Origin of the sequence: Longimicrobium sp., assembly GCA_036389795.1 — a bacterium.
GTDB lineage: Bacteria > Gemmatimonadota > Gemmatimonadetes > Longimicrobiales > Longimicrobiaceae > Longimicrobium.
Genome location: DASVWD010000140.1, coordinates 37,312 through 57,246, shown reverse-complemented (window position 1 = coordinate 57,246; position 19,935 = coordinate 37,312). Strand labels below are relative to the sequence as shown.

Here is a 19,935-nt window from a genome sequence, read left to right as displayed (position 1 = left end):
TTGCGCCTCCCCGGGGCCGGCTCTGCTCAGGGAGTCGAACTGGTCCCGTCGCTGCGCCCTCCTCCGCCGCCCCAGCCGATGTTGGCGGCCGCGCCGTCCGAAGCCTGCAGCGACGGGCCGGTGACGCTCTCCGAACAGGCGGCGAGCAGGAGCGCGAGCGTGGCGATGCCGAAAGCGTGACGGACCCTCATGGTTCTCCTCCGGGCGTGTGGCCGTGAGTTACGGGTGGGAAGGAAGGCGTGGTAAGGTGCCGCGTTTTTGTGCGCAGCGTCAAGACGTGTCGTAAAAACTACCCCCTTGGCGTCCTAACATGCGGATCGTCGTCCGGCCGTTGTACCTTCTTCACCCGAGCGACGAGCTGCGGGAGCGGCTGGCCGGGATTGAGGGGGAGCTGTTCCGGCTCTTCCGACTGGCCGACTGGCGTGCGCTGCGCCTGGCGCTGCACCGCTCCCCCGCCACGGCCGTCTCGGTGGTGGACCCGCACGACCCGGCCCGGCCGGGGCAGCTGGCCGCGGAGTTGCGCGAACTGCTGGAAGAGCTCCCCTCGGCCACGGTGCTGGCGGCGCTCCCGCTGGGCGCGGCCGACGCGGAGAAGCTGCGCACGCTGCTGGACTGGGGCGTGGCCGACGTGATCGCGCTGGGGCGCGAGGACACGCCGGCGGCCCTGGAGCGGCGCATCCGCCTGGTGCAGGGCCGCGCGGTGCACCGGGTCCTCCGCCGCGCGCTCCCCCGCGGGGTGCCCAGCCGGGCGCGCGCGCTGCTCACGACGGCGGCCGAGACGGTGGCCGCGGGGGGCCAGGCGCCCGAGCTGGCGGCGGCGCTGGGGGTCACCGAGCGCACGGTGCCGCGCTGGTGCGAGCGCGCCGACCTCCCCCCGCCGCGGCGGCTGCTGGCGTGGCTGCGCCTGCTGATGGCGGCCGAGCTGCTGGACGACCCCGGCCGCACGGTGGCCTCCATCGCGCAGGCGTGCGGCTACGCCAACGAGGTGAGCCTGAAGGCGGCGCTCCGGCAGTTCATGGGCGCCCCGCCCACGGAGCTGCGCCGCCGGGGCGCCTTCGAGACCGCCGCCCGCGCCTTCGCCGCCGAGCTGTTCGAGCTGCGCGAGGCGGCCCGGACGCGGGGGAAGCCGGAGAAGACGTGGCTGAACTGAAGTCCTGAGTGCTGAGTCCTTAGTGCCTCAGTCCTCAGTACAGTACCGGGGTGCGGCTCGGGCTCGACTCGAAAGAACCGGATCGGGGAGGTCTCCGCGGAAGGGACTTCCCCGCTTTTCGTGTCCGCGATTTCCCCGGCGCGCCGGGCGGCCGCGCGCGGACACCGCGCTTAGACGACCGGAAGCGCCTGGAGTAACGCAGCGAGGGGGAACGGTCCGCACGTCCGGCAACGGAGACCGGCGGCCCGACAGCGGCCGCCGGTCGTCGCTCGCGGTCCTGGAATCCTGTCCGGGGGCGGTGCATCGGGTCCGCGGGGGAACGCGCGCGAGGCGGTTGGTCTCGGGAAGGGAGGATGAAAAATCCTCGGACCAGGGGGACCCGAGGCTTCATGATAGGGCACGCAGCCCGATCAGCAAAGGCCCACGTGCGATTTCGAGTGGACAAACCTTGGGCAGCCGTTCGTCCGGCGCGAGGCGGCGAAGCCCCGCGGGGAGCCGCCGGCACGCCTTTCCACCCCCGCGCGCGGCGAACGTAAGGACAAGGAGCGGTTGGAGTTGCGCGGTTGGAGCCTCGCGGGTTGCGGAGGCGTTCCGTGGTCCCGGCGAGTGGTGTTCACGCGCTCGCGATCCAGGCACTCGCATCGGGTGCGTGACGAGACCCGCGTGAGGGATGCGCGCCCGGAGGGCCGGGACGCCGCCGCCACAGGGGTATCGTGGCGGCGGTGGCCCGGCGCCGTTGGGCACGGTCGTATCGTGCCCCACGGCGCGCGCAGCCCGGCCCGGAGCGCAGCGGAGGGAGACGCTCAAACCAAAAGTGCGAAAGTGCTGAGTGCGAAGTGCGAAAGTAACTGCGATTCAGTCACTCTCGCACTTTCGCACTCAGCACTCGCCGTTCACTCCGCCCGGAGCGCCACCATCGGGTCCACGCCGGCGGCGCGGCGGGCGGGGAGGTAGCTGGCCAGGACGGCCGCCGCCGCCAGCACCCCCGCCACCGCCGCGAACACCCGCGGGGCGGAGGGGTCCACGCCCGCCAGCATGCCATGCTGCATCCCGCGGGCGACGGCCAGCGCCCCCACCGCGCCGAGCGCCACCCCCGCCAGCGCCAGCCTGAGGCCCTGCCCCGCGAACAACCGCAGCACGTCGGCGCGCGCGGCGCCCAGCGCCATGCGCACGCCGATCTCGTGGGTGCGCTGCGCCACGCCGTACGCCACCACGCCGTACACGCCCACGGCCGCCAGCACCAGCGCCACCGCCCCCAGCGCGCTGAGCAGCCAGCCGACCACCCGGAAGGGGAACATGCTCTCCGCGACCCGCTCGCGCATGGTGAGCACGTCGTAGACGGGAAGCCCCGGGTCCAGCGCCGCCACCGCGCGCCGCACGGCGGCCGTCACCTCGGCCGGGTCGCCCGCGGTGCGCAGCGCCAGGAAGGCGGTGGGCTGGCCGAGCTGGAGGAAGGGCGTGTAGATGTACGCCTTGCCCTGGGTGGCCGTGCGCAGGTCGGAGATGTCGCCCGCCACGCCGACGATCTCGCGCCAGGGGTTGCCGTCGCCCTCCACCCGCACCCGCCGGCCGATCGGGTTCTCGCCGGGGAAGGCGCGCCGGGCGAAGTCGGCGCTCACCACCGCCACCGGGGGCGAGCCGATGCGGTCGCGGTCGCCGAAGGCGCGCCCCGCCGCCAGCGGCACCCCCAGCGCGGCGAAGTACCCCGGCGAGACGCCCCGGTACTCGGCGCGCGGCGCCAGCCCGGGCGGGGGCGGCGGGCGCCCCTCCACCTCCAGCGTCACGGGCCCGCCCTCGCCCGACATCGGCACCCCGGTGGCCAGGCCCGCCGCGCGCACGCCGGGGAGCGCCTGCAGCCGCTCGAGCAGGCGCGCGTGGAAGAGGGACGCCGCCGTGTCGGTGGGATAGTCGCCCTGGGGGAGGGTGACGCGCATGGTGAGGAGCCGCTCCTCCTGGAACCCCCAGTTGCGCCGCGCCAGCGCCACGCCGGTGGCGATGCTGAACCCGGCGGCGGTGAGCAGCACCAGCGCGAGCGCCACCTCGCCCACCACCAGCGCCGCGCGCGTCCTCGCCCGGCCGCCCCCGCGCGCCACCCCGGGCCCGCCCTCGCGCAGCGCCGGCTGCAGGTGCCGCCCCGTGGCCGAGAGCGCGGGGAGGAGCCCGAAGAGCACGCCGGTGAAGAGCGACACCCCGCCCGCGAAGGCCAGCACCGCCCCGTTCACCCGCGCGTCGCGGAACTGCGGGACGAAGTCGAAGTACGTCGCCGGCAGCGCGGCCTCCAGCGCGCCGCTGGCCCAGGTGGCGATCAGCACCCCCAGCCCGCCGCCGGCCAGCGCCAGCAGCAGGCTCTCGGTGAGGAGCTGGCGCACCAGCCGCCCGCGCCCGGCCCCCAGCGCCGCCCGCACCGCCAGCTCCCGCCGCCGGGCGCCCCCGCGCGCCAGCAGCAGCCCCGCCACGTTGGCGCAGGCGATCAGCAGCACGAACGCCGACGCCGCCATCAGCGAGATCAGCATCTGGTTGAAGCCCTCCAGCAGCCCCGCGCGGACCGGGCGCACGTCCACCGTCCACCCCGCGTTGGTCTCCGGGTGCTCCGTCGCCAGCTGCCGCGCGATGGCGCCCAGCTCGGCCGCCGCGTCCCCGGGCGAGGCGCCGGGGCGGAGCCGCCCCACCACGCGCGCCCAGTGCCCGCGGCGGTCCTGCAGGTCGGCCGCGTCCAGCGCCAGCGGGAGCCAGACGTCGCTCGCCTGGGGGAAGCGGAACTCCGCCGGCATCACGCCCACCACCGTGTACGGCTCCCCGTCCAGCCGCACGGCGCGCCCCACGATCCGCGGGTCGGCGCCGAAGCGGGCGCGCCAGAACGCGTGGCTGAGCATCACCACGCGCGCGCCGCCGGGCCGGTCCTCGCCCGCGGCGAAGGTGCGGCCCACGGCCGCACGGGCGCCCAGCACCCGGAAGAGGTTGGCGGAGACCGCGAAGGCGCGCAGCCGCTCGGGGTCGCCCGCGCCGCTCAGGTTGGCGGTGGCGTAGTCGTAGACCGCCCACTCGGCCACCGAGCGGCTGCGCGCCCTCCACTCGGCGAAGTTCCCCGGCGCCACCTCCACGTTCTCGAGCCCGGCGCGGGGGTTGTCCTCGGTGAAGACCACCAGCTCGTCGGCGCGCGCGAAGGGCAGGGGCGCCAGCAGCACCGCGCGCACCGCCGTGAAGATCGCGGTGGTCCCCCCGATCCCGAGCGCCAGCGTGGCGACGGCCGCCAGCGTGAACCCCGGCGAGCGCGCCAGCGTCCGCGCCGCGTAGCGAATGTCCTGCAGCAGCGTGTCCATGCGATCACCCTGCGTGATTTGCGAGGAATCGATTGCAAACTGCGGAAAAGCGAACAGCAACTGCTGGTCTGGGCGTGTCCCTCCCCTGCGCTCCGGGCCGGGCTGCGCGCGCCGTAGGGCACGATACCACTGTGCCCAACGGCGCCGGGCCCCGGTCGTGCCAAACCCCCGGCACGCCCGTGTCCGGCCCTCCGGGCGCGCATCCCTCACGCGGGTTTGGTCTCGCGAAGCGTCTTGCGGTCGTAGGGGCGAGCATGCGAGTCCGAGCACAGGCGGCATCGGCGCAAGAGGCCGCCTACCGCGCATGTACTGGCATCCGCCGGTCGAGGCATGCCTCGACCCTACGAGAACCCCGCTCCTACGCGCCGAACCCCGTCGAGTACCCTCTCCCGAAGTTGGGAGAGGGTGGCGGCTCTAAGGCCGCCGGGTGAGGGCCCCACCGCCGCGCCAATCTCTCCGTCAATGGTCAGGACCAACCCGGCACTCTCGCACTCTCGCACTTTCGCACTCTCGCACTTGCCGTTCACTCGCTCCTGAGCGCCACCATCGGGTCCACCCGCGCCGCCCGGGCCGCGGGGAGGTAGCTCGCCAGCGCGGCCGTCCCCAGGAGCAGCGCCGTCGCCAGCGCGAACGCGAGCGGGTCCGACGGGCTCACGCCGTAGAGGAGCGAGGAGACCAGCCGCGTGAGCCCGAACGCCGCCGCGACCCCCACCGCGGCGCCCGCCCCCGCCAGCGCCAGCCCCCGCGCCAGCACCAGGCGGATCACGCTGGCGCGCGTGGCGCCCAGCGCCATGCGCACCCCCAGCTCGTGCGTGCGCTCCACCACCAGCCACGCCAGCACTCCGAAGATCCCCACCGCCGCCACCACCAGCGCCAGCGCCCCGAAGAGCGACACCAGCGTGGCCGCCAGCCGCTCCTGCGCCGTGGCCACCCCGATGTGCTCCTTCAGCGTGCGCACCTCGAAGACGGGCACCCGCGGGTCGAGGGCGGCCACCTCGCGCCGCACCGCCGCCGCCAGCTCCGCCGGGTCGCGCCGCGAGCGCACCAGCAGCGTCATGGTGGGCCGCCAGCTCTGCAGCACGCTGAACCAGGCGTTCGCCCGCGGCTCCTCGCGGAGCGTCCGGTACTTCCCGTCGCGCGCGATGCCGACGACCTCGACGGAGGGCGCCGTGGAGTCCGTCCCCAGCACGATGCGCTGTCCGACGGCGTTCCCGTTCGGCCAGTAGCGCTTCGCCATGGTCTCGTTGACCACGGCCACGCGCGGCGCCCCCTCGCGGTCGGCGGGGGTGAAGTCGCGCCCGCGCACGGGGATGTCGAGCGTGGCGAAGTACCCCGGCGCCACCACGTTCAGGTCGAACGACACCAGCTCGTCGCCCGCGGGCGTGTAGCCGGGGATGGTGACGCCGCTCACGTTGCTCCCGCCCGGGTTGGGCGTGATCGTGGTCGCCAGCGAGGCCGCGTCCACGCCCGGCTCCGCGCCGACGCGCTCCAGCAGCTCCGCGTAGAACCGCCGCCCGCGCTCGGGCTCCCACCCCGTCCCCTCCAGGTCCACCGAGGCCAGCAGCACGCTCCGCGCGCCGTAGCCCAGGTCGGTGTGCTCCAGGTTGCGCAGCGTTCTCACCAGCAGCCCCGCGCCGGCCAGCAGGACCACGGCGAGCGCCACCTGCCCGGCCACCAGAAGCCCCCGCAGCCCCAGCCGGGCCGGGCCGCCCGCGCGCGCGTCGGCCTTGAGCGCCGACACCAGCTCCGGCCGCGAGGCGCGCAGCCCCGGGACCAGGCCCAGGACGAGCCCCACCAGCAGCGAGACGGCGAGGGTGAAGCCCAGCACGCGCGCGTCCGGCCCCGTGTCCAGCCGCACCGGCACCCCCGAGGGCGGCGGGAAGCGCAGCAGCAGGTTCCCCGTCCAGATCGCCACCAGCAGCCCCGCCGCCCCGCCGAGCCCCGCCAGCAGCAGGCTCTCGGTGAGGAGCTGGCGGACGATGCGCCCCCGCCGCGCCCCCAGCGAGGCGCGGATCGCCAGCTCGCGGCGGCGCGCCGCCGCCCGCGCCAGCAGCAGGTTCGCCACGTTGGCGCAGGCGATCAGCAGCACGATGGCCACCGTGGCCAGCAACAGGTACAGCGGCTTCTCCGTGCCGCTCAGCAGGTAGCCGTAGCCGCGCGCGCCGGGCTCCACCAGCATCCGCCAGCCCGCCACCACCGAGTCGCGCTGGGCCATGCCGCGCTGCACCCCCTGGAGCGCGGCCTGCGCCTGCGCCAGGGTGACGCCCGGCGCCAGCCGCCCGACCACGTTCAGCCAGCTGATATTCGATTCGTCGAGGTAGACCTGGTCGGGCGCCGTGGCGAGGACGCGCTGCGCCTCCAGTGGGATCCAGAGCGCCGGGGCGGTCCCGCGCACCATCCCGCGGAACCCCTCCGGCGCCACGCCGGCCACGGTGAACGGCTTCCCGTTGAGCGACACCGCGCGCCCCACCACGCCCGGGTCCGCCCCGAAGCGCCGCGTCCACAGCTCGTGCGAGAGCACGGCCTCCGTCGCCGCGCCCTCGCCGGGGACGAAGCCGCGCCCCAGGGCGGGCCGCACGCCCACCACCTGGAAGTAGTCGGGCGAGACGATCTCGCCCTCCAGCCGCACCGCGCCGCCGCCCGTGGCCAGGTTCAGCGGCTGGGGCGAGAACGCCGCCATCCCGCTGAAGGCGCGCGTGCCGCCGCGGAATTCCAGGAAGCGGGGGTGGCTGAAGTTGGGGGTGACGCCCGCCTCGCCGCGCTCCACGGTGACGAGCGCCAGGCGGCCGGGCTCGTCGACGGGGAGGGGGCGCAGGAGCGCCGCGTCGATGGCGCTGAAGATCGCCGTGTTGGCGCCGATGCCCAGCGCCAGCGAGAGGATGGCCGCCAGGGTGAACCCGGGGCTCTTCACCAGCGCGCGGGCGGCGTAGCGGAGGTCCTGGAGCAGCGTGTCCATGGAGGTGCGCCGTGGAGGGGAAGCCGGGACCGCAGGACGTCAGGTGGGAAAGGGAAGCCTCGTGCCTCCTGCCGCATTCCTCCAACCGCTTGTCGGTCAATCAGATGGGATTCAGCCCGCTCCGCTCGTCCTGTGCGGACGTGGGAAACCGTGTCCCGGAAGCGGACAGGCGGGCGCACTTGCAGGGCAGGTTTCGGCAGAGTATTCCGGCTTCCCGCGTTGTACCGAATCCACAAAACAGCAAGCCTCACGCAGAGGAAGCAGAGGTAGCAGAGAGGAACACCGCGAGCGATGTGTTCTCTGCTAACTCTGCTTCCTCTGCGTGAGAAGAGTCTTTACCGAGCTTTCGTGGTCCCGTTCACTCGCTGCGGAGCGCCACCATCGGGTCCACCCGCGCCGCCCGCCGCGCCGGCATCCAGCAGGCGAAGAGCGCCACCGCGGCCAGCGCCAGCGGCATGGCGACGAACGTCACCAGGTCCGTGGCGCTCACGCCGAAGAGCACGCCCGACATCAGCCGCGCGATCGCCAGCGCGCCCAGGAGCCCCGCGCCCACGCCGGCCGCGGCCACCACGGCGCCCTGGCGCATCACCATGCGCACCACGTCGGCCGCGCGCGCGCCCAGCGCCATGCGGATGCCGATCTCGTGCACCCGCTGCGACACGGCGTAGGCCATCACCCCGTACACGCCCACGCCCGCCAGCAGGAGCGCCACCCCGCCGAAGGTGCCGAACAACTCGCCCCACAGCCGCGACGGCCAGTTGGACCAGCGCCGCACCTCGTCCATCGTCCGCAGGCTGTAGACGGGCACCGTGGGGTCCAGCTCGCGCACGGCGCGCCTGAGCGGCCCCGCCAGCGCCGCCGGGTCGCCGTGCGTGCGCACCAGCAGCGCCATCTCCTGCCACGGCAGCCGCGCGTACGGCAGGTGCACCTGCAGGCGCGACTGCGGACCCAGGTTGTCGACCTCGTCGTAGAGGATGGACGGCGCCACCCCCACCACGGTGAGCCAGGGCGCGTCGCCGCCGAAGGTCCCCAGCCGGACGCGCTTCCCCAGCGGGTCCTGCCCCGGCCAGAGCCGCTCGGCCACCTCGCGGCTCACGATGGCCGCCGTCGCCGCGGTGTCCATCGCCTCCTGCGCCGTGAAGTCCCGCCCCGCCACCAGCGGCCGGCCGAGCGCGCGGAAGAGCCCGGGGGTGGTGGCCCCGAACCCCACCACCAGCTCCTCGCCCGGCGCCACCGGCTGCCCCTCGGCCACCACGGAGGTCCCCGGCAGGCCGTCGGACGAGGGGAGCGCCACCGGCGCCGCCGCCGCGGCCACCCCGGGGAGCCGCCCGGCGCGCTCCACGGCCTGGGCGAAGTACGCCGCGCGCGCCGCCGGCTCCTGGTAGCGCGGCCCGGTGAGGAACGCCTGCACGGTGAGGAGCCGCTCCGTCTCGAAGCCCAGGTCGGCTTTGCTCGCGGCCACGAAGGAGCGGATCATGAGCGCCGCCCCCACCAGCAGCATCAGCGAGAGGGCGATCTCGCCCGCCACCAGCGCGTTGCGCATCCGCGCGTGCCCCGCCCCGGCCAGGCCGCGCCCGCCCTCCTTGAGCGTCGACTGCAGGTCGGTGCGCGACGCCCGGAGCGCCGGAAAGACGCCGAAGACGATCCCCGTCCCCACCGAGAGCGCCGCCGTGTAGGCCAGCACCCGGGCGTCCACCCCGAAGCGCATCCAGTACGGCAGCTCCTCGGGGATGCGCGACAGCACCCAGTCCAGCCACCACACCGCGACGAGGACGCCGAGCGTGCCGCCCAGGAGCGCCACCAGCACGCTCTCGGTGAGGAGCTGGCGCACCAGGCGGCCGCGCCCCGCCCCCAGTGCCGCGCGCACGGCGATCTCGCGGCGGCGCACGGTGGCGCGCGCCAGCAGCAGGTTGGCCACGTTGGCGCAGGCGATCAGCAGCACGAAGCCCACCGCGCCCAGCATCAGCGTCAGCATGGTGCGCAGCGTGCCGTCCACCACGTCGCTGCGGTAGGGGAGCACCACGGCCGTCCACCCGGCGTTCGTCTCCGGGTGCTCCTCGGCCAGCCGGCGGGAGACGGCGGCCACCTCGGCCGCGGCGCGCTCCGCCGTGGCCCCGGGCCTGAGCCGCCCCAGCGCCCACACGTAGCGCTCGCTGCGCGCCTCGTCGCCCCCGGCGCGGATCGGCACCCAGGCCATGGCCCGCTCGGGGAAGCGGAAGCGGGGCGGCATCACGCCGATCACGGTGCGCGGCTCGCCGTCGACCAGCACCTTCTTCCCCACCACCGTGCGCAGCCCGCCGTAGCGCCGCCGCCAGAGCTCGTGCGAAAGGACGATCACCCGCTCGGCGTCCGGCCGGCCGTCCTGCGGGAGGAAGCCGCGCCCCAGCACCGGCCGCGCGCCGATCAGCCCGAAGGTGTTGGGGGTGACGGCGTACCCCCCCACGAGCTCCGCCTCGCGCTCGTCGGCGATGGCCAGCGAGCGCTCGTACCCGCCCGCGACGTCGGCCAGCGAGAGCGCGTGCGCCTTCCAGTCCATCAGGTCGGCCATCGACACGTTGGACTCGCCGATCGCCTGCCTGGGGTTGGCGGCGTGAATGGCCACCACCTCGTCCGGCCTCTCGAAGGGGAGCGGACGCAGGAGGATGGCGTTCACCACGCTGAAGATGGCGGTGTTGACGCCGATCCCCAGCGCCAGGCACACCACGGCCGCGGCGGTGAAGCCGCGGCTGCGGGAGAGCGTGCGGACGGCGTAGCGCAGGTCCTGGAGCAGGGTCTCCATCTGCGGAGGCCTCGGAAGGGGGTGAAAGGGGGAGGAGGGAAAGTCCGCGCCGCCCGCGCTCCCCTGCCTGCGGAGGGCGGGCGGCGGGCGGCCGGGGAGCTACTTCCGCAGCCAGGAAGCGGCGATCCAGACCAGAAGCGCGCCGGCGGGGAGGCAGGTCACGCCGACGAAGGCGTCCTGGAAGGAGGGGTCGTGGGTCAGCGAGAGCAGCCCGACGGCGCCCAGGAGCACCAGGTACGCGGCGACGAGGCCCACGCCCAGGCGGAAGCTGCCGGGGATCTGCCGGTCCGAGGGCGACGCGATGGCGAGCATTGCGAGAACTCCAGAGGTAGGGATCGGTAGGTGGATCGCGGGGCGGCGACTCCCGTCCCCGTTGCTCCTCTACGATGGAAGTAGCACGCCAGCCGGCGTCGTATCGTAAGTCTATGGCATTCAACGAGATGGAGATCGGAGAGCTTGCCGCCGATGTGCGCTGCCGGGAATCCCCGTCCCGGAATCGGACACCTGCGGGACGCGAGTGGTCAGAAGACGGCGTCATACCGGATTCCAGGAATCAGTGTGCAATCCGGTCCTCTCGCGAACCATGTCATTCCGAGCGGCGCCGCAGCACCGATCCGAATTTCACACCTCCGCTGGGCGGCGCCCGAGGAATCTACTCATACCAAATCTGTCGATTCAGTGTGCATTTACTTGAAACGTGGAATGTCATCCTGAGGGGAGCCTAAAGCGACCCGAAGGATCTGCGGGTTGAATGCGAGCGTGAGTCGGGCTGACGCTCACGACCCACCCGCAGATCCTTCAGTCGCTGGGGCTCCTTCAGGATGACATTCCTGGTTGGGTGCAAAATGCACAATCAGTTTCGGGATCTGGTATAACAGAGTCAGCAGAGGAAACAGAGGGGTTCTCTGCTGACTCTGCTGACTCTGCGTGAGGCTTTGGGTTTTCAGGATTTCCGCCGCCGCGCGGAAGCCCTCACCGCGCGCCGGCCAGGTCCCGCACGGCGCCGGCCAGCATCCGCACCTTCGCCGCGTCGGAGGAGCCGGCGGCGTAGCCTTCCACCTGCGCGGCGAGCTGCGTGAGCGCGGTCCGCCGCGCCGCGCCCGAGGCGCCCTCGGCACTGCTCAGCGCCTGCCGCACGCTCGTGATCCGCGCCGCCGCCAGGCCGTTGGAGCGCTGGAGCTGGTCCACGTAGGCGCGCGCCAGCGCGAACGTCGGCGGCCAGACGAACTTCGGCTGCGACTGCACGTTCAGGTAGTCCAGGCGCACCGACTTCGCCGCGTCGATCTCGTTCTGCGACAGGTGCTCGCTGGGCGCGAGCTCGAAGACGTCGAGCCCGCGGCCGATCTCGGAGCTCACGATCACCCCGTTGTACCAGTACGCCGACCAGCTCCCGCCGTTGCCGATCCGGGTGGAGTCCACCGGGCCGCGGTCGAAGAAGGCGATCTCGCGCGGGTGCGCGGCGTCGGTCCAGTCGAAGACCGAGATGCCGCCCTGGTACCACGCCTGCACCATCACGTCGCGCCCGGGGATGGGGATCAGCGAGCCGTTGTGGGCCACGCAGTTCTCCTGCGGGGTCTGCGGCGCCGGGAGCTTGTAGTAGCTCTGGAAGCGCATCTTCCCGTCCTGGAGCGTGAAGATGGCGTCCGCCCCCCACTCGCGCCGGTCGGTGGCGCGGCACTTCGGCGCGCCGCCGCCGCCCCACTCGTCGCTGAAGAGGATCTTGGTGCCGTCGTTGTTGAACGTGGCCGAGTGCCAGTAGGAGAAGTTCGAGTCGGCCACCGCGTCCAGGCGCACCGGGTTGGCCGGGTCGCGGATGTCCAGCAGCAGGCCGTAGCCGCCGCAGGCGCCGCCGGCCAGGCCGAGCGCCGGGTACACGGTGATGTCGTGGCACTGCGAGGGCCCGGTGTGCGGCTCGTCGGCGCCGATCATCCGGTCGACGATCCCCTGGATGGTGCCGCGCAGCTGGGCGCTGTCGGCCGCGGTGGGCGCCCCGGTGCCGCCGCGCGCCTTCACGATCTGGTCCAGCATCTGCGCGACGAACTCGTCCGGCGCCACGTACTCCATCCCCTGGATGGTGACGGTGTACCCGCCCGCGGCCCGGGCGCGGGCGGCCTCCTCCCGGGCCTCGGCGATGTCCTGGGGCATCTCGCCGTGCTCCGGCGGCGCCGCCAGCCCCTGGAAGATGCGCGGCGAGCTGACGATGGCCGCCTGCCCGGGGTTGGCCAGCGGCACCTTGATCACCTCGATGCGGAAGAGCGCCGAGGCGGGGTTCTGCTCGGGCGGCGCGTCCACGCACCCCTGCAGCTCGCCCGCCGAGCGCACGGGCGCCGACCCGGAGACGTAGACGTAGACGTTCGCCCGGTCGTCCGGGTCCTCCAGCACGGTGTGCGTGTGCGAGCCGCGGCACGTCTGCACGTTGGCGACGTTCCTGGGGTTCGCCGGGTCGCTGATGTCGAAGATGCGGATCCCCCGCAGCCGGTCCCTGCTGACCGTGTCCTGCACTCCCTGGGTGCCGCAGTCCAGGCGCCCCTCCAGCCCCTCGCCCGAGACGAAGAGCAGGTTGCGGTAGACCGAGACGTCGCTCTGCGAGGCCGGGCAGACGAACCCGCGCACCAGGGTGGGCCGGCGGGGGTTGGAAATGTCCCAGATCTGCCAGCCGCCGTAGTTGCCCTGGATGGCCAGGTTGCCGGTGAACGCCAGGTCGGAGTTGGTGTTCTCGCCGAACGGCGCCGGCGAGGGCGTGTTCGAGAGCAGGCGCAGGTTCCACGCGGCCTCGCCTGCGTCGCGCAGTCCCGCGCGCAGGCCCACGCGCGGGTCGGGCCTCGCCTGGGCGTGCGCCGGGGCGGACGAGAGCGCCGCGGCGAGCGCCAGCAGCGGCAGCAGGGCGGCGGCGGAGCGGGACCGGGATTTCACCATGGGGAACTCCAGGGATGAAGAAGAGGAACGAAAGTGGGGAGCGCCCTCCCGCACGCTCCCCCGCTTCGTTCACGATGCGCCGCCGGACGGCGCCCGGTCAAGGCTTTCGCTTCTGGCCAAACCGGGAGAACAAGCGAATGTCATTCTGAGGGAGCCGCCGCGCCGAACCCCGCGAACGCGAAGACGGTCGGCGGCGACCGAAGAATCTACTCGCCCTGCCTGGTGGACCGTGGCGCGCAACTGGCCACGCGTGCGGGTTGGTAGATCCTTCGGTCGCGTCCGACCTCTGGTGTGGAGGAAAGTCTCGCGAGGACGCTCCCTGAATAAAAACTTCCTCCGTCCAGCACTTACGCAGCCCTTCCGTTTCATCTTCCAGGGTCTGCCGAAGGCTGGTGTGAGACTCAGGATGACGTCTCCCGTGGAAACAGGCATCACATCACGTAGAGTCAGCAGAGCCAGCGGAGGGTTCTCTGCTGACTCCGCTGACTCTGCGTGAGAAAAATTCGTCTGCCGGACGCTTCACGGAGCCCGGACGCGCCGCACCGTCCCCGGCGGACCGAGCTCGAACCTGACGCGGCGCGAGGAGGCGGCGAGCGGCCGGTCGGCGCCGTATGCGGTGACGTACCACCGGCCGCCCCGCAGCGAAAGCTCCGGCCCGGTGAGGGAGAACATGCCGGCGAGCGGCGTGAGCTCCACCGTTTTCCGGATCGTGATCGGCCCGGGCTCCTGCGGCACTTCGAGCCACTGGAGGAAGAGGCGGTAGCGGATCGCTTCCCACCCCTCCGTGATCACCACCAGGCGGTAGGTGCCCGAGGCCTGGCCGGCCTTCCAGGCGCCACCGGAGACAACCTCTTCGACGGCCGGATCGATCCGGGCGACGTACGAGGTGTCCCGTTCCTGCGCCGACACCCCGCCGGCGGCGAGACACGCCGCGAAGGCCAGCGCCGCGGGCAGACGATCCATGGCGAGAGACGCCATGGAAGTCCGCCGATCAGGCAACCGCCCCTCGCGGCTCACCGCCGGCCGTCCCGCGGCCCCTCGTCCACCAGGCCGGTGCTGGGGACCGGCTGCGCGGAGCCCTGCACCGAGTACGGCTCGTGCTCGTCGGCCTCGATCACCACCTCCTCCGGCACGTCCCTCTCCCCCACGTCCCGCACCATCGTCACGCAGGCGGCGGCCACCAGGAGCGAAACGCCGCCCAGCAGCACCATGTAGAGCGAGGCGTCGGGGTTGTCCTCGCCGAACGCCAGGCGGATCAGCCGGCCGAAGGTGAGCGAGGCGACGATCTCGGGGATCACGATGAAGAAGTTGAACACGCCCATGTAGACGCCCATCCGCTCCGGCGGCAGCGCCGTGGAGAGGATGGCGTACGGCATCGACAGGATCGACGCCCACGCGATCCCGACCCCCACCATGGTCGCCAGCAGGAGCCAGCGGTCGTGGATCACGTACACGCTCAGCAGCCCCAGCGCGCCGCAGACCAGGGCGGCGGCGTGCGTGGTCTTGCGAGAGGTGGCGGCCGCCAGCTTCGGCAGCGCGAAGGCCACCAGGAAGCAGGTGATGGAGTAGAACGCGAAGGTCAGCCCGCCCCACTCGATCCCCCGGGCGTACAGCTCCGAGTCCGGGTCGGTGGCGCCGAACACGTGCCGCGCCACCGTGGGGACGAAGAACATCCACATGCAGAACAGGCCCAGCCAGGTGAAGAACTGCACCACCGCCAGCTGCTTCATCGTCCGCGGCATGTCGCGGATCGCCGAGCCGATCTCGCCGAACAGGGCCCCGAGCCCGCTCCGCCCGCGCCGGGCCCGGTCGAAGGCGGCCGGGTCCTCGGGGGGGAACTCGGTGGTGGTGAACACCGTCCACAGCACGCAGAGGAGGAAGACCGCCGCGCCCACCTGGAACGAGTACTTCACGGTCAGCGGGATGCCGCTCGCCGTGTTCCCCGTGACCCCCATCGCGCGGAACAGGAAGGGGAGCGCGTTGGCCAGGCTGGCGCCCACGCCGATGAAGAACGACTGCATCACGAACCCGGCGGTGCGCTGGCTGGCGTCCAGCTTGTCGGCCACGAAGGCGCGGAACGGCTCCATGGAGATGTTGATGGAGGCGTCCAGGATCCACAGCAGGCTGGCCGCCATCCACAGCGCGCTGGAGGTGGGCATGAAGAAGAGCGCCACGGAGGCCAGGATGGCGCCGGTGAGGAAGTACGGCCGGCGCCGCCCCAGCCGCCCCCAGGTGCGGTCGGAGAGCGCGCCCACGATCGGCTGCACCAGGAGTCCCGTCACCGGCGCCGCCAGCCAGAGGAGCGGCACCTCGTCGGGCCTGGCGCCCAGCCGCTCGTAGATGGCCGACATGTTGGCGAGCTGCAGCCCCCAGCCGAACTGGATGCCGAGGAAGCCGAAGCTCATGTTGAACATCTGCGCGAAGTTCAGGTGCGGTCTTCTGGTCACGAGGGCCTCGGGCGCCAGGGTCGGGGTGAACGTCGAAGAGACGGCCGTGCTCAGCGCGTGGCGGCGGGGGCGAGGTCCAGGACGCGGACCTCCCGGGGCCCGAGCGTCGGCACGGGGACGTAGCCCTGCACCCGCCCGTCGGCGCCCACCGTGAGCGGCGTGACGGCCGGGCCGCCCAGCAGGTCGGCGAGCGTGTAGCGCCGCCCCGCGGGGAGCGCGCCGGCGGACGAGGAAAGGGCCACGCCCGTGGCCGGCGCCGCGCCCAGGTTGGCCACCACCAGCACCGCGCGGCTGCCGTCGCGCCGCAGGTACGCCGCCACCGCGTCGTTCCCCGTGGCGAGCGGCACCAGGCGGCCGGTCGCCAGCGCGGGGTGGGAGGCGCGCAGGTGCACCAGGCGGCGGTGCAGGTTGAGCAGCGAGCCCGGGTCGCCCTCCTGGGCCTCCACGTTGGCGGTCAGCGAGTCCGGCTGCAGCGGCTCCCACGGCACGCCGCGGGTGAAGCCCGCCGCCGGGCCGCGGCTCCAGTGCATCGGGGTGCGCAGCCGCGGGTCGGGCTTGTCGCCGCTCATCCCGATCTCCTCGCCGTAGTAGAGGAACGGCAGGCCGGGAAGGGTGAGCAGGAGCGTCGCCGCGAGCCTCGCCTTCCCCAGATCGCCGCCGAGCCCCGTCATCGTCCGCTGCTGGTCGTGGTTGCGCAGGAACGGTGAGTAGCGGTACGCGGGGAGCGTGTCCTGCAGCCGCAGGAACCCGGGGAGGAGCCTGGCCGCCGAGCCGTTGTTGACGGCGGTGAAGATGGCGTCCGACAGCTCGAACATGAAGTGCGAGGTGAGCTGGTCGGGGTAGTACGGGAGGATGGCGCCGATGCTGTCCCACACCTCGCCCACGGTGTAGGCGTCGGGCTTCACGCCGCGCACGTGGGCGGCGTAGTCGCGCAGGAAGACGTGCGTGCCGGGCTGGTGCTCCACCTGGGCGCCCCTCCCCGCCTCCACCAGGTGCTTGATGGCGTCCAGCCGGAAGCCGTCGACCCCCATCTCCGTCAGCCAGAAGGTGGCGACCCGCTTCATCTCGGCCACGACGGCGGGGTTCTCGACGTTCAGGTCCGGCATCCCGCTCCAGAACAGCCCGAAGTAGTACTCGTCGCGCACCGGCGACTTGTGCCAGTTGTCGCTTCCCCAGGGGTTCCGCACCCCCGGGTGCTGCGGCGACCACAGGTACCAGTCGCGGTAGGGCGAGCCCGGGTACATCGACGCGTGCTTGAAGAAGGGGTGCTCGCTGGAGGAGTGGTTCAGCACCATGTCCACCAGCACGCGGATGCCGCGCCGGTGCGCCTCGGCCACCAGCCGCTTGAAGTCGTCGTTGCTCCCGTACTCCGGGTTCACCCGGTAGTAGTTGGTGACGTCGTAGCCGTGGTAGCTGGGCGAGGCGGCCACCGGCATCAGCCACACGCAGCGGGCGCCCAGGTCGCGCTGCGTGGCCGGGTCGCCGTCGTTGATGTAGTCGAGCTTCTGGATCAGCCCGTTCAGGTCGCCCACGCCGTCGCCGTCGCTGTCGTAGAACGAGCGGACGAAGATCTCGTAGCAGGTGGCGCCGCGGGTCCACTCCGGAGGCGCGGCGGCGCCCGGCTGCGCGGCGGCGGGGGTGGCGCAGGCGGCGAGCGCGGTGCAGGCCGTGGCGAGGGCGGTGCGGCGCATGGACGTCCTTTCGCTGGAATCGGTGCCGGCGAACAGCCACTGGTAGGCGGCCGGGAACTCCCGCCGCCAGAACCACTCGGAGTGCGTCCCGTCGGCGCGGACGACGGAGCTGACCTCGGCGCCGGCGGCGAAGCCCGCCGCCACGAGGGTCTCGATCATCCGGCGCTGGTCGCGCACGTACACCTCCGGGGTCTCCCCCTCGCGCGCGCCGGTGACGAAGTAGAAGCGCTGGCCGGGCAGCCGCGGCCGGGCGCGGCGGGCGAAGGCGAAGACGGAGTCGGCCGCGAACCAGAGCGCCGGGGAGAAGACGCCCGCGCGGCCGAACACCTCCGGGTACTTGAGCGCGGCGTAGAGCGAGATCAGCCCGCCCATGCTGGAGCCGGCGACGCCCGTGCTCAGCCGGTCCGGGCGGGTGCGGAAGCGCCGGTCGACGTACGGCTTGAGCGTCTTCGCCAGGAAGTCGACGTACTCGTCGCCCTCGCCGCCGCCGTGGCGCGGGTTGGTCCACGGCGAGTACTCGTCCAGCCGGCGCTGCTCCCCGTTGTCGACGGCGACGACGATGGCGCCCGGGTCGCCCAGCGCGTGCAGGCTGTCGAGCGTTTCGTCCACCCCCCACTCGCCCGCGAAGCTGGTGGCGGCGTCGAACACGTTCTGCCCGTCGTGCATGTAGAGCACGGGGTAGGTCCGGTCCGACGCGGCGTAGTCGGGCGGGAGGTAGATCCACACCCGGCGCGTGCGCCCCAGCTGCGGCATCGCGAACGCCGTGTCCAGCACCGACACGCCCGGCCCGCGGGTCGACGCCGGCCGCGGCCGCGGGCTCCCGTCCCGCCAGCGCGCCACGGTGCCGGTGTAGGTGGCGGCCCCCGTCGCGGGGACGGTGAAGCCCCGGTTGGGGACGTCGGCGCCGGCGGAGTCCACCTCGACCGTGTCCCACGAGCCCAGGGTGAACTTGAACTCGACCGGCCCGCGGACCGACCCGGGGAGGACGATGGTGTACCGCCCCGGCCCCTGCCGCGTGAGGCGGTAGGCGGCATCGGCCGGGTTCCAGCGGTTGAACGTGCCGGCGATGTAGACGGTGGCACCCGCCGGCGTGCTCGGCGCGCTCAGGCGGACGGTGAGCTGCGCGCCCGCGTCGAGCGATGTGCCCGCGGCGAGCGACAGCGCTCCCGCCCCGGCGAGCAGCGCGCGGCGCATCCCGGGCCGACTCACCGCACCAGCACGCGCCAGCCGTGCGCGGGGATCTCCAGCCTCCCCGCCGCCGCGAGGGCCGCCGGCCTCTTCGCGAACCAGTCGGTGTACGTCCCCGGCTGCCCGAGCCCCTGGTACGAGACGCGGGCCGGGGCGTCGCCGAAGTTGACGGCCACCAGCACGGTGTTCGCCCCCTTCGTGCGGGTGAAGGCGTAGACGCGGTCGCCGCCGTCGGTGCGCAGCGCCGTCTGCTCACCGCCCCAGGGGCCGTTCCACAGGGCCGGGCTGCGCTCCTTGAGCTCGAACATGGCGCGGTAGAAGCCGGCGAGCGAGGGGCCGCTCCAGTCCACCGTGTCCTTCTCGAAGAAGCGCAGCCGCTTGCTCAGGCTCACTTCCTGGCCGGTGTAGAGGAGCGGGAACGAGCTCCGGGCGGTGGCGCTCAGCACGAACGCGGCGGCGTGGTTGGCGCCCATGCGCTCGAACTCGGTGCCCTGCCAGCTGTTCTCGTCGTGGTTGCTGGTGAAGTACATGCGGTAGGCGCCGCGGCCGTAGCGGCGGTCCTGCTCCGCGAAGTAGCGGTCCAGCTCGGCGGTCGCCTTCTTCCCCTGCGCGATCTCGTTCAGCAGGTGGTGCAGCTCCCACCCGTAAGTGGCGTGGAAGGCGGCGTGCATGCGCGGGTCCTCGGCCTCGGCCAGCAGGAAGAGGTCGGGGCGGACGGCGGTGAGCGCGCGGTGCGCCTCCATCCAGAAGTCCATCGGCACCCCGCCGGCCACGTCGGCGCGGAAGCCGTCGATCCCCATCGAGTCCACCCACCAGCGCATCTCGCCGATCATCGCCCGGCGCATGCCGGCGCTCCCGTAGTTGAGCTCGGCGACGTCGGTCCAGTCGGTCTCGCGCCCCTCGTTGTCGCGCGCGTTCAGCACGCGGCCGTCGGGGGCGCGGTCGTGCCAGTCGGCGTGCTCGGCGATCCAGGGGTGGTCGTGCGCGGTGTGGTTGGCCACCCAGTCCAGGATCACCCGCATCCCCTGCCGGTGCGCCGCGTCGACGAAGCGCCTGAAGTCGGCCTCGATGCCGAATTCGGGGTTGACGGCCGTGTAGTCGCGGATCGAGTAGTAGCTGCCCAGGCTCCCCTTGCGGTTCTTCACCCCGATCGGCTGCACGGGCATCAGCCAGAGGATGTCCACGCCCAGGCTGTCGAGCCGCGGCAGGTGCCGCTCCAGCGCCGCGAACGTGCCCTCGGGCGTGTACTGCCGCACGTTCACCTCGTAGATCGCCGCGCTGCGCGACCACGCCGGGTAGAACGAGGTGTCCGCGCTCGGCAGCGCACCCGCGGCCGCCGTCGAGGGGGCCGCCGCCACGCCCGTGCTCGCCAGCTCGGACCTTGGAGCGGCCCGACAGGCGGTGAGGGCTATGGACGCCGCCGCGAGACGTAGAGCCGTTTTCCTGCCGATGGACATCAGATCACACCCTTTCCGATTCAACTTCCTG

11 protein-coding genes are annotated in these 19,935 nt (G+C 73.0%); 1 reads left to right on the top strand and 10 read right to left on the bottom strand.

Going from position 1 to position 19,935, the window contains the following annotated elements; all coding sequences use genetic code 11:
- Nucleotides 1-26: 26 nt before the first annotated feature.
- A complete protein-coding gene (locus tag VF746_18795) occupies nt 27-191 on the bottom strand; it encodes a hypothetical protein (protein ID HEX8694478.1) in 165 nt (54 codons plus the stop codon).
- A 119-nt stretch (nt 192-310) separates the two neighbouring features.
- On the opposite strand from VF746_18795, the gene VF746_18790 reads away from it, so the two are divergent.
- Nucleotides 311-1,150 (top strand): helix-turn-helix domain-containing protein, encoded by an 840-nt coding sequence (locus VF746_18790; GenBank protein ID HEX8694477.1) that lies wholly within the window; start codon nt 311-313, stop codon nt 1,148-1,150.
- Nucleotides 1,151-2,043: 893 nt separating this feature from the next.
- On the opposite strand, the gene VF746_18785 is transcribed toward VF746_18790, so the two are convergent.
- From VF746_18785 to VF746_18745, 9 genes are all read right to left on the bottom strand, one after another.
- Entirely contained in the window at nt 2,044-4,470 is a 2,427-nt protein-coding gene (locus tag VF746_18785) for an ABC transporter permease (protein HEX8694476.1), read from the bottom strand.
- 523 nt (nt 4,471-4,993) lie between these two features.
- Nucleotides 4,994-7,426: an ABC transporter permease gene (locus tag VF746_18780; GenBank protein HEX8694475.1), complete on the bottom strand. Its 2,433-nt coding sequence runs from the start codon at nt 7,424-7,426 to the stop codon at nt 4,994-4,996.
- Nucleotides 7,427-7,784: 358 nt separating this feature from the next.
- On the bottom strand, nt 7,785-10,205 hold the full coding sequence (locus VF746_18775; GenBank protein ID HEX8694474.1) for an ABC transporter permease: 2,421 nt from the start codon (nt 10,203-10,205) through the stop codon (nt 7,785-7,787).
- A 99-nt stretch (nt 10,206-10,304) separates the two neighbouring features.
- On the bottom strand, nt 10,305-10,517 hold the full coding sequence (locus tag VF746_18770; protein HEX8694473.1) for a hypothetical protein: 213 nt from the start codon (nt 10,515-10,517) through the stop codon (nt 10,305-10,307).
- 660 nt (nt 10,518-11,177) lie between these two features.
- Entirely contained in the window at nt 11,178-13,121 is a 1,944-nt protein-coding gene (locus VF746_18765; protein ID HEX8694472.1) for a hypothetical protein, read from the bottom strand.
- Nucleotides 13,122-13,640: 519 nt separating this feature from the next.
- The gene (locus VF746_18760) at nt 13,641-14,084 is read right to left on the bottom strand and encodes a hypothetical protein (GenBank protein ID HEX8694471.1); all 444 of its coding nucleotides are present in this window, start codon (nt 14,082-14,084) and stop codon (nt 13,641-13,643) included.
- A gap of 50 nt (nt 14,085-14,134) precedes the next feature.
- Nucleotides 14,135-15,568 (bottom strand): MFS transporter, encoded by a 1,434-nt coding sequence (locus tag VF746_18755; protein ID HEX8694470.1) that lies wholly within the window; start codon nt 15,566-15,568, stop codon nt 14,135-14,137.
- Nucleotides 15,569-15,618: 50 nt separating this feature from the next.
- Nucleotides 15,619-18,453 (bottom strand): alpha-amylase family glycosyl hydrolase, encoded by a 2,835-nt coding sequence (locus VF746_18750; protein HEX8694469.1) that lies wholly within the window; start codon nt 18,451-18,453, stop codon nt 15,619-15,621.
- A gap of 11 nt (nt 18,454-18,464) precedes the next feature.
- Nucleotides 18,465-19,805, bottom strand: coding sequence for an alpha-amylase family glycosyl hydrolase (locus VF746_18745; protein ID HEX8694468.1), 1,341 nt, complete (start codon nt 19,803-19,805; stop codon nt 18,465-18,467).
- Nucleotides 19,806-19,935 lie beyond the last annotated feature (130 nt).

What these genes read in the sequence shown, in the direction of transcription:
- VF746_18790 (HEX8694477.1), top strand. Translation starts at nt 311, where the DNA reads ATGCGGATCGTCGTCCGGCCGTTGTACCTTCTTCACCCGAGCGACGAG.
- VF746_18775 (HEX8694474.1), bottom strand. Translation starts at nt 10,205, where the DNA reads ATGGAGACCCTGCTCCAGGACCTGCGCTACGCCGTCCGCACGCTCTCC.
- VF746_18765 (HEX8694472.1), bottom strand. Translation starts at nt 13,121, where the DNA reads ATGGTGAAATCCCGGTCCCGCTCCGCCGCCGCCCTGCTGCCGCTGCTG.
- VF746_18795 (HEX8694478.1), bottom strand. Translation starts at nt 191, where the DNA reads ATGAGGGTCCGTCACGCTTTCGGCATCGCCACGCTCGCGCTCCTGCTC.
- VF746_18750 (HEX8694469.1), bottom strand. Translation starts at nt 18,453, where the DNA reads ATGCGCCGCGCGCTGCTCGCCGGGGCGGGAGCGCTGTCGCTCGCCGCG.
- VF746_18760 (HEX8694471.1), bottom strand. Translation starts at nt 14,084, where the DNA reads ATGGATCGTCTGCCCGCGGCGCTGGCCTTCGCGGCGTGTCTCGCCGCC.
- VF746_18785 (HEX8694476.1), bottom strand. Translation starts at nt 4,470, where the DNA reads ATGGACACGCTGCTGCAGGACATTCGCTACGCGGCGCGGACGCTGGCG.
- VF746_18770 (HEX8694473.1), bottom strand. Translation starts at nt 10,517, where the DNA reads ATGCTCGCCATCGCGTCGCCCTCGGACCGGCAGATCCCCGGCAGCTTC.
- VF746_18780 (HEX8694475.1), bottom strand. Translation starts at nt 7,426, where the DNA reads ATGGACACGCTGCTCCAGGACCTCCGCTACGCCGCCCGCGCGCTGGTG.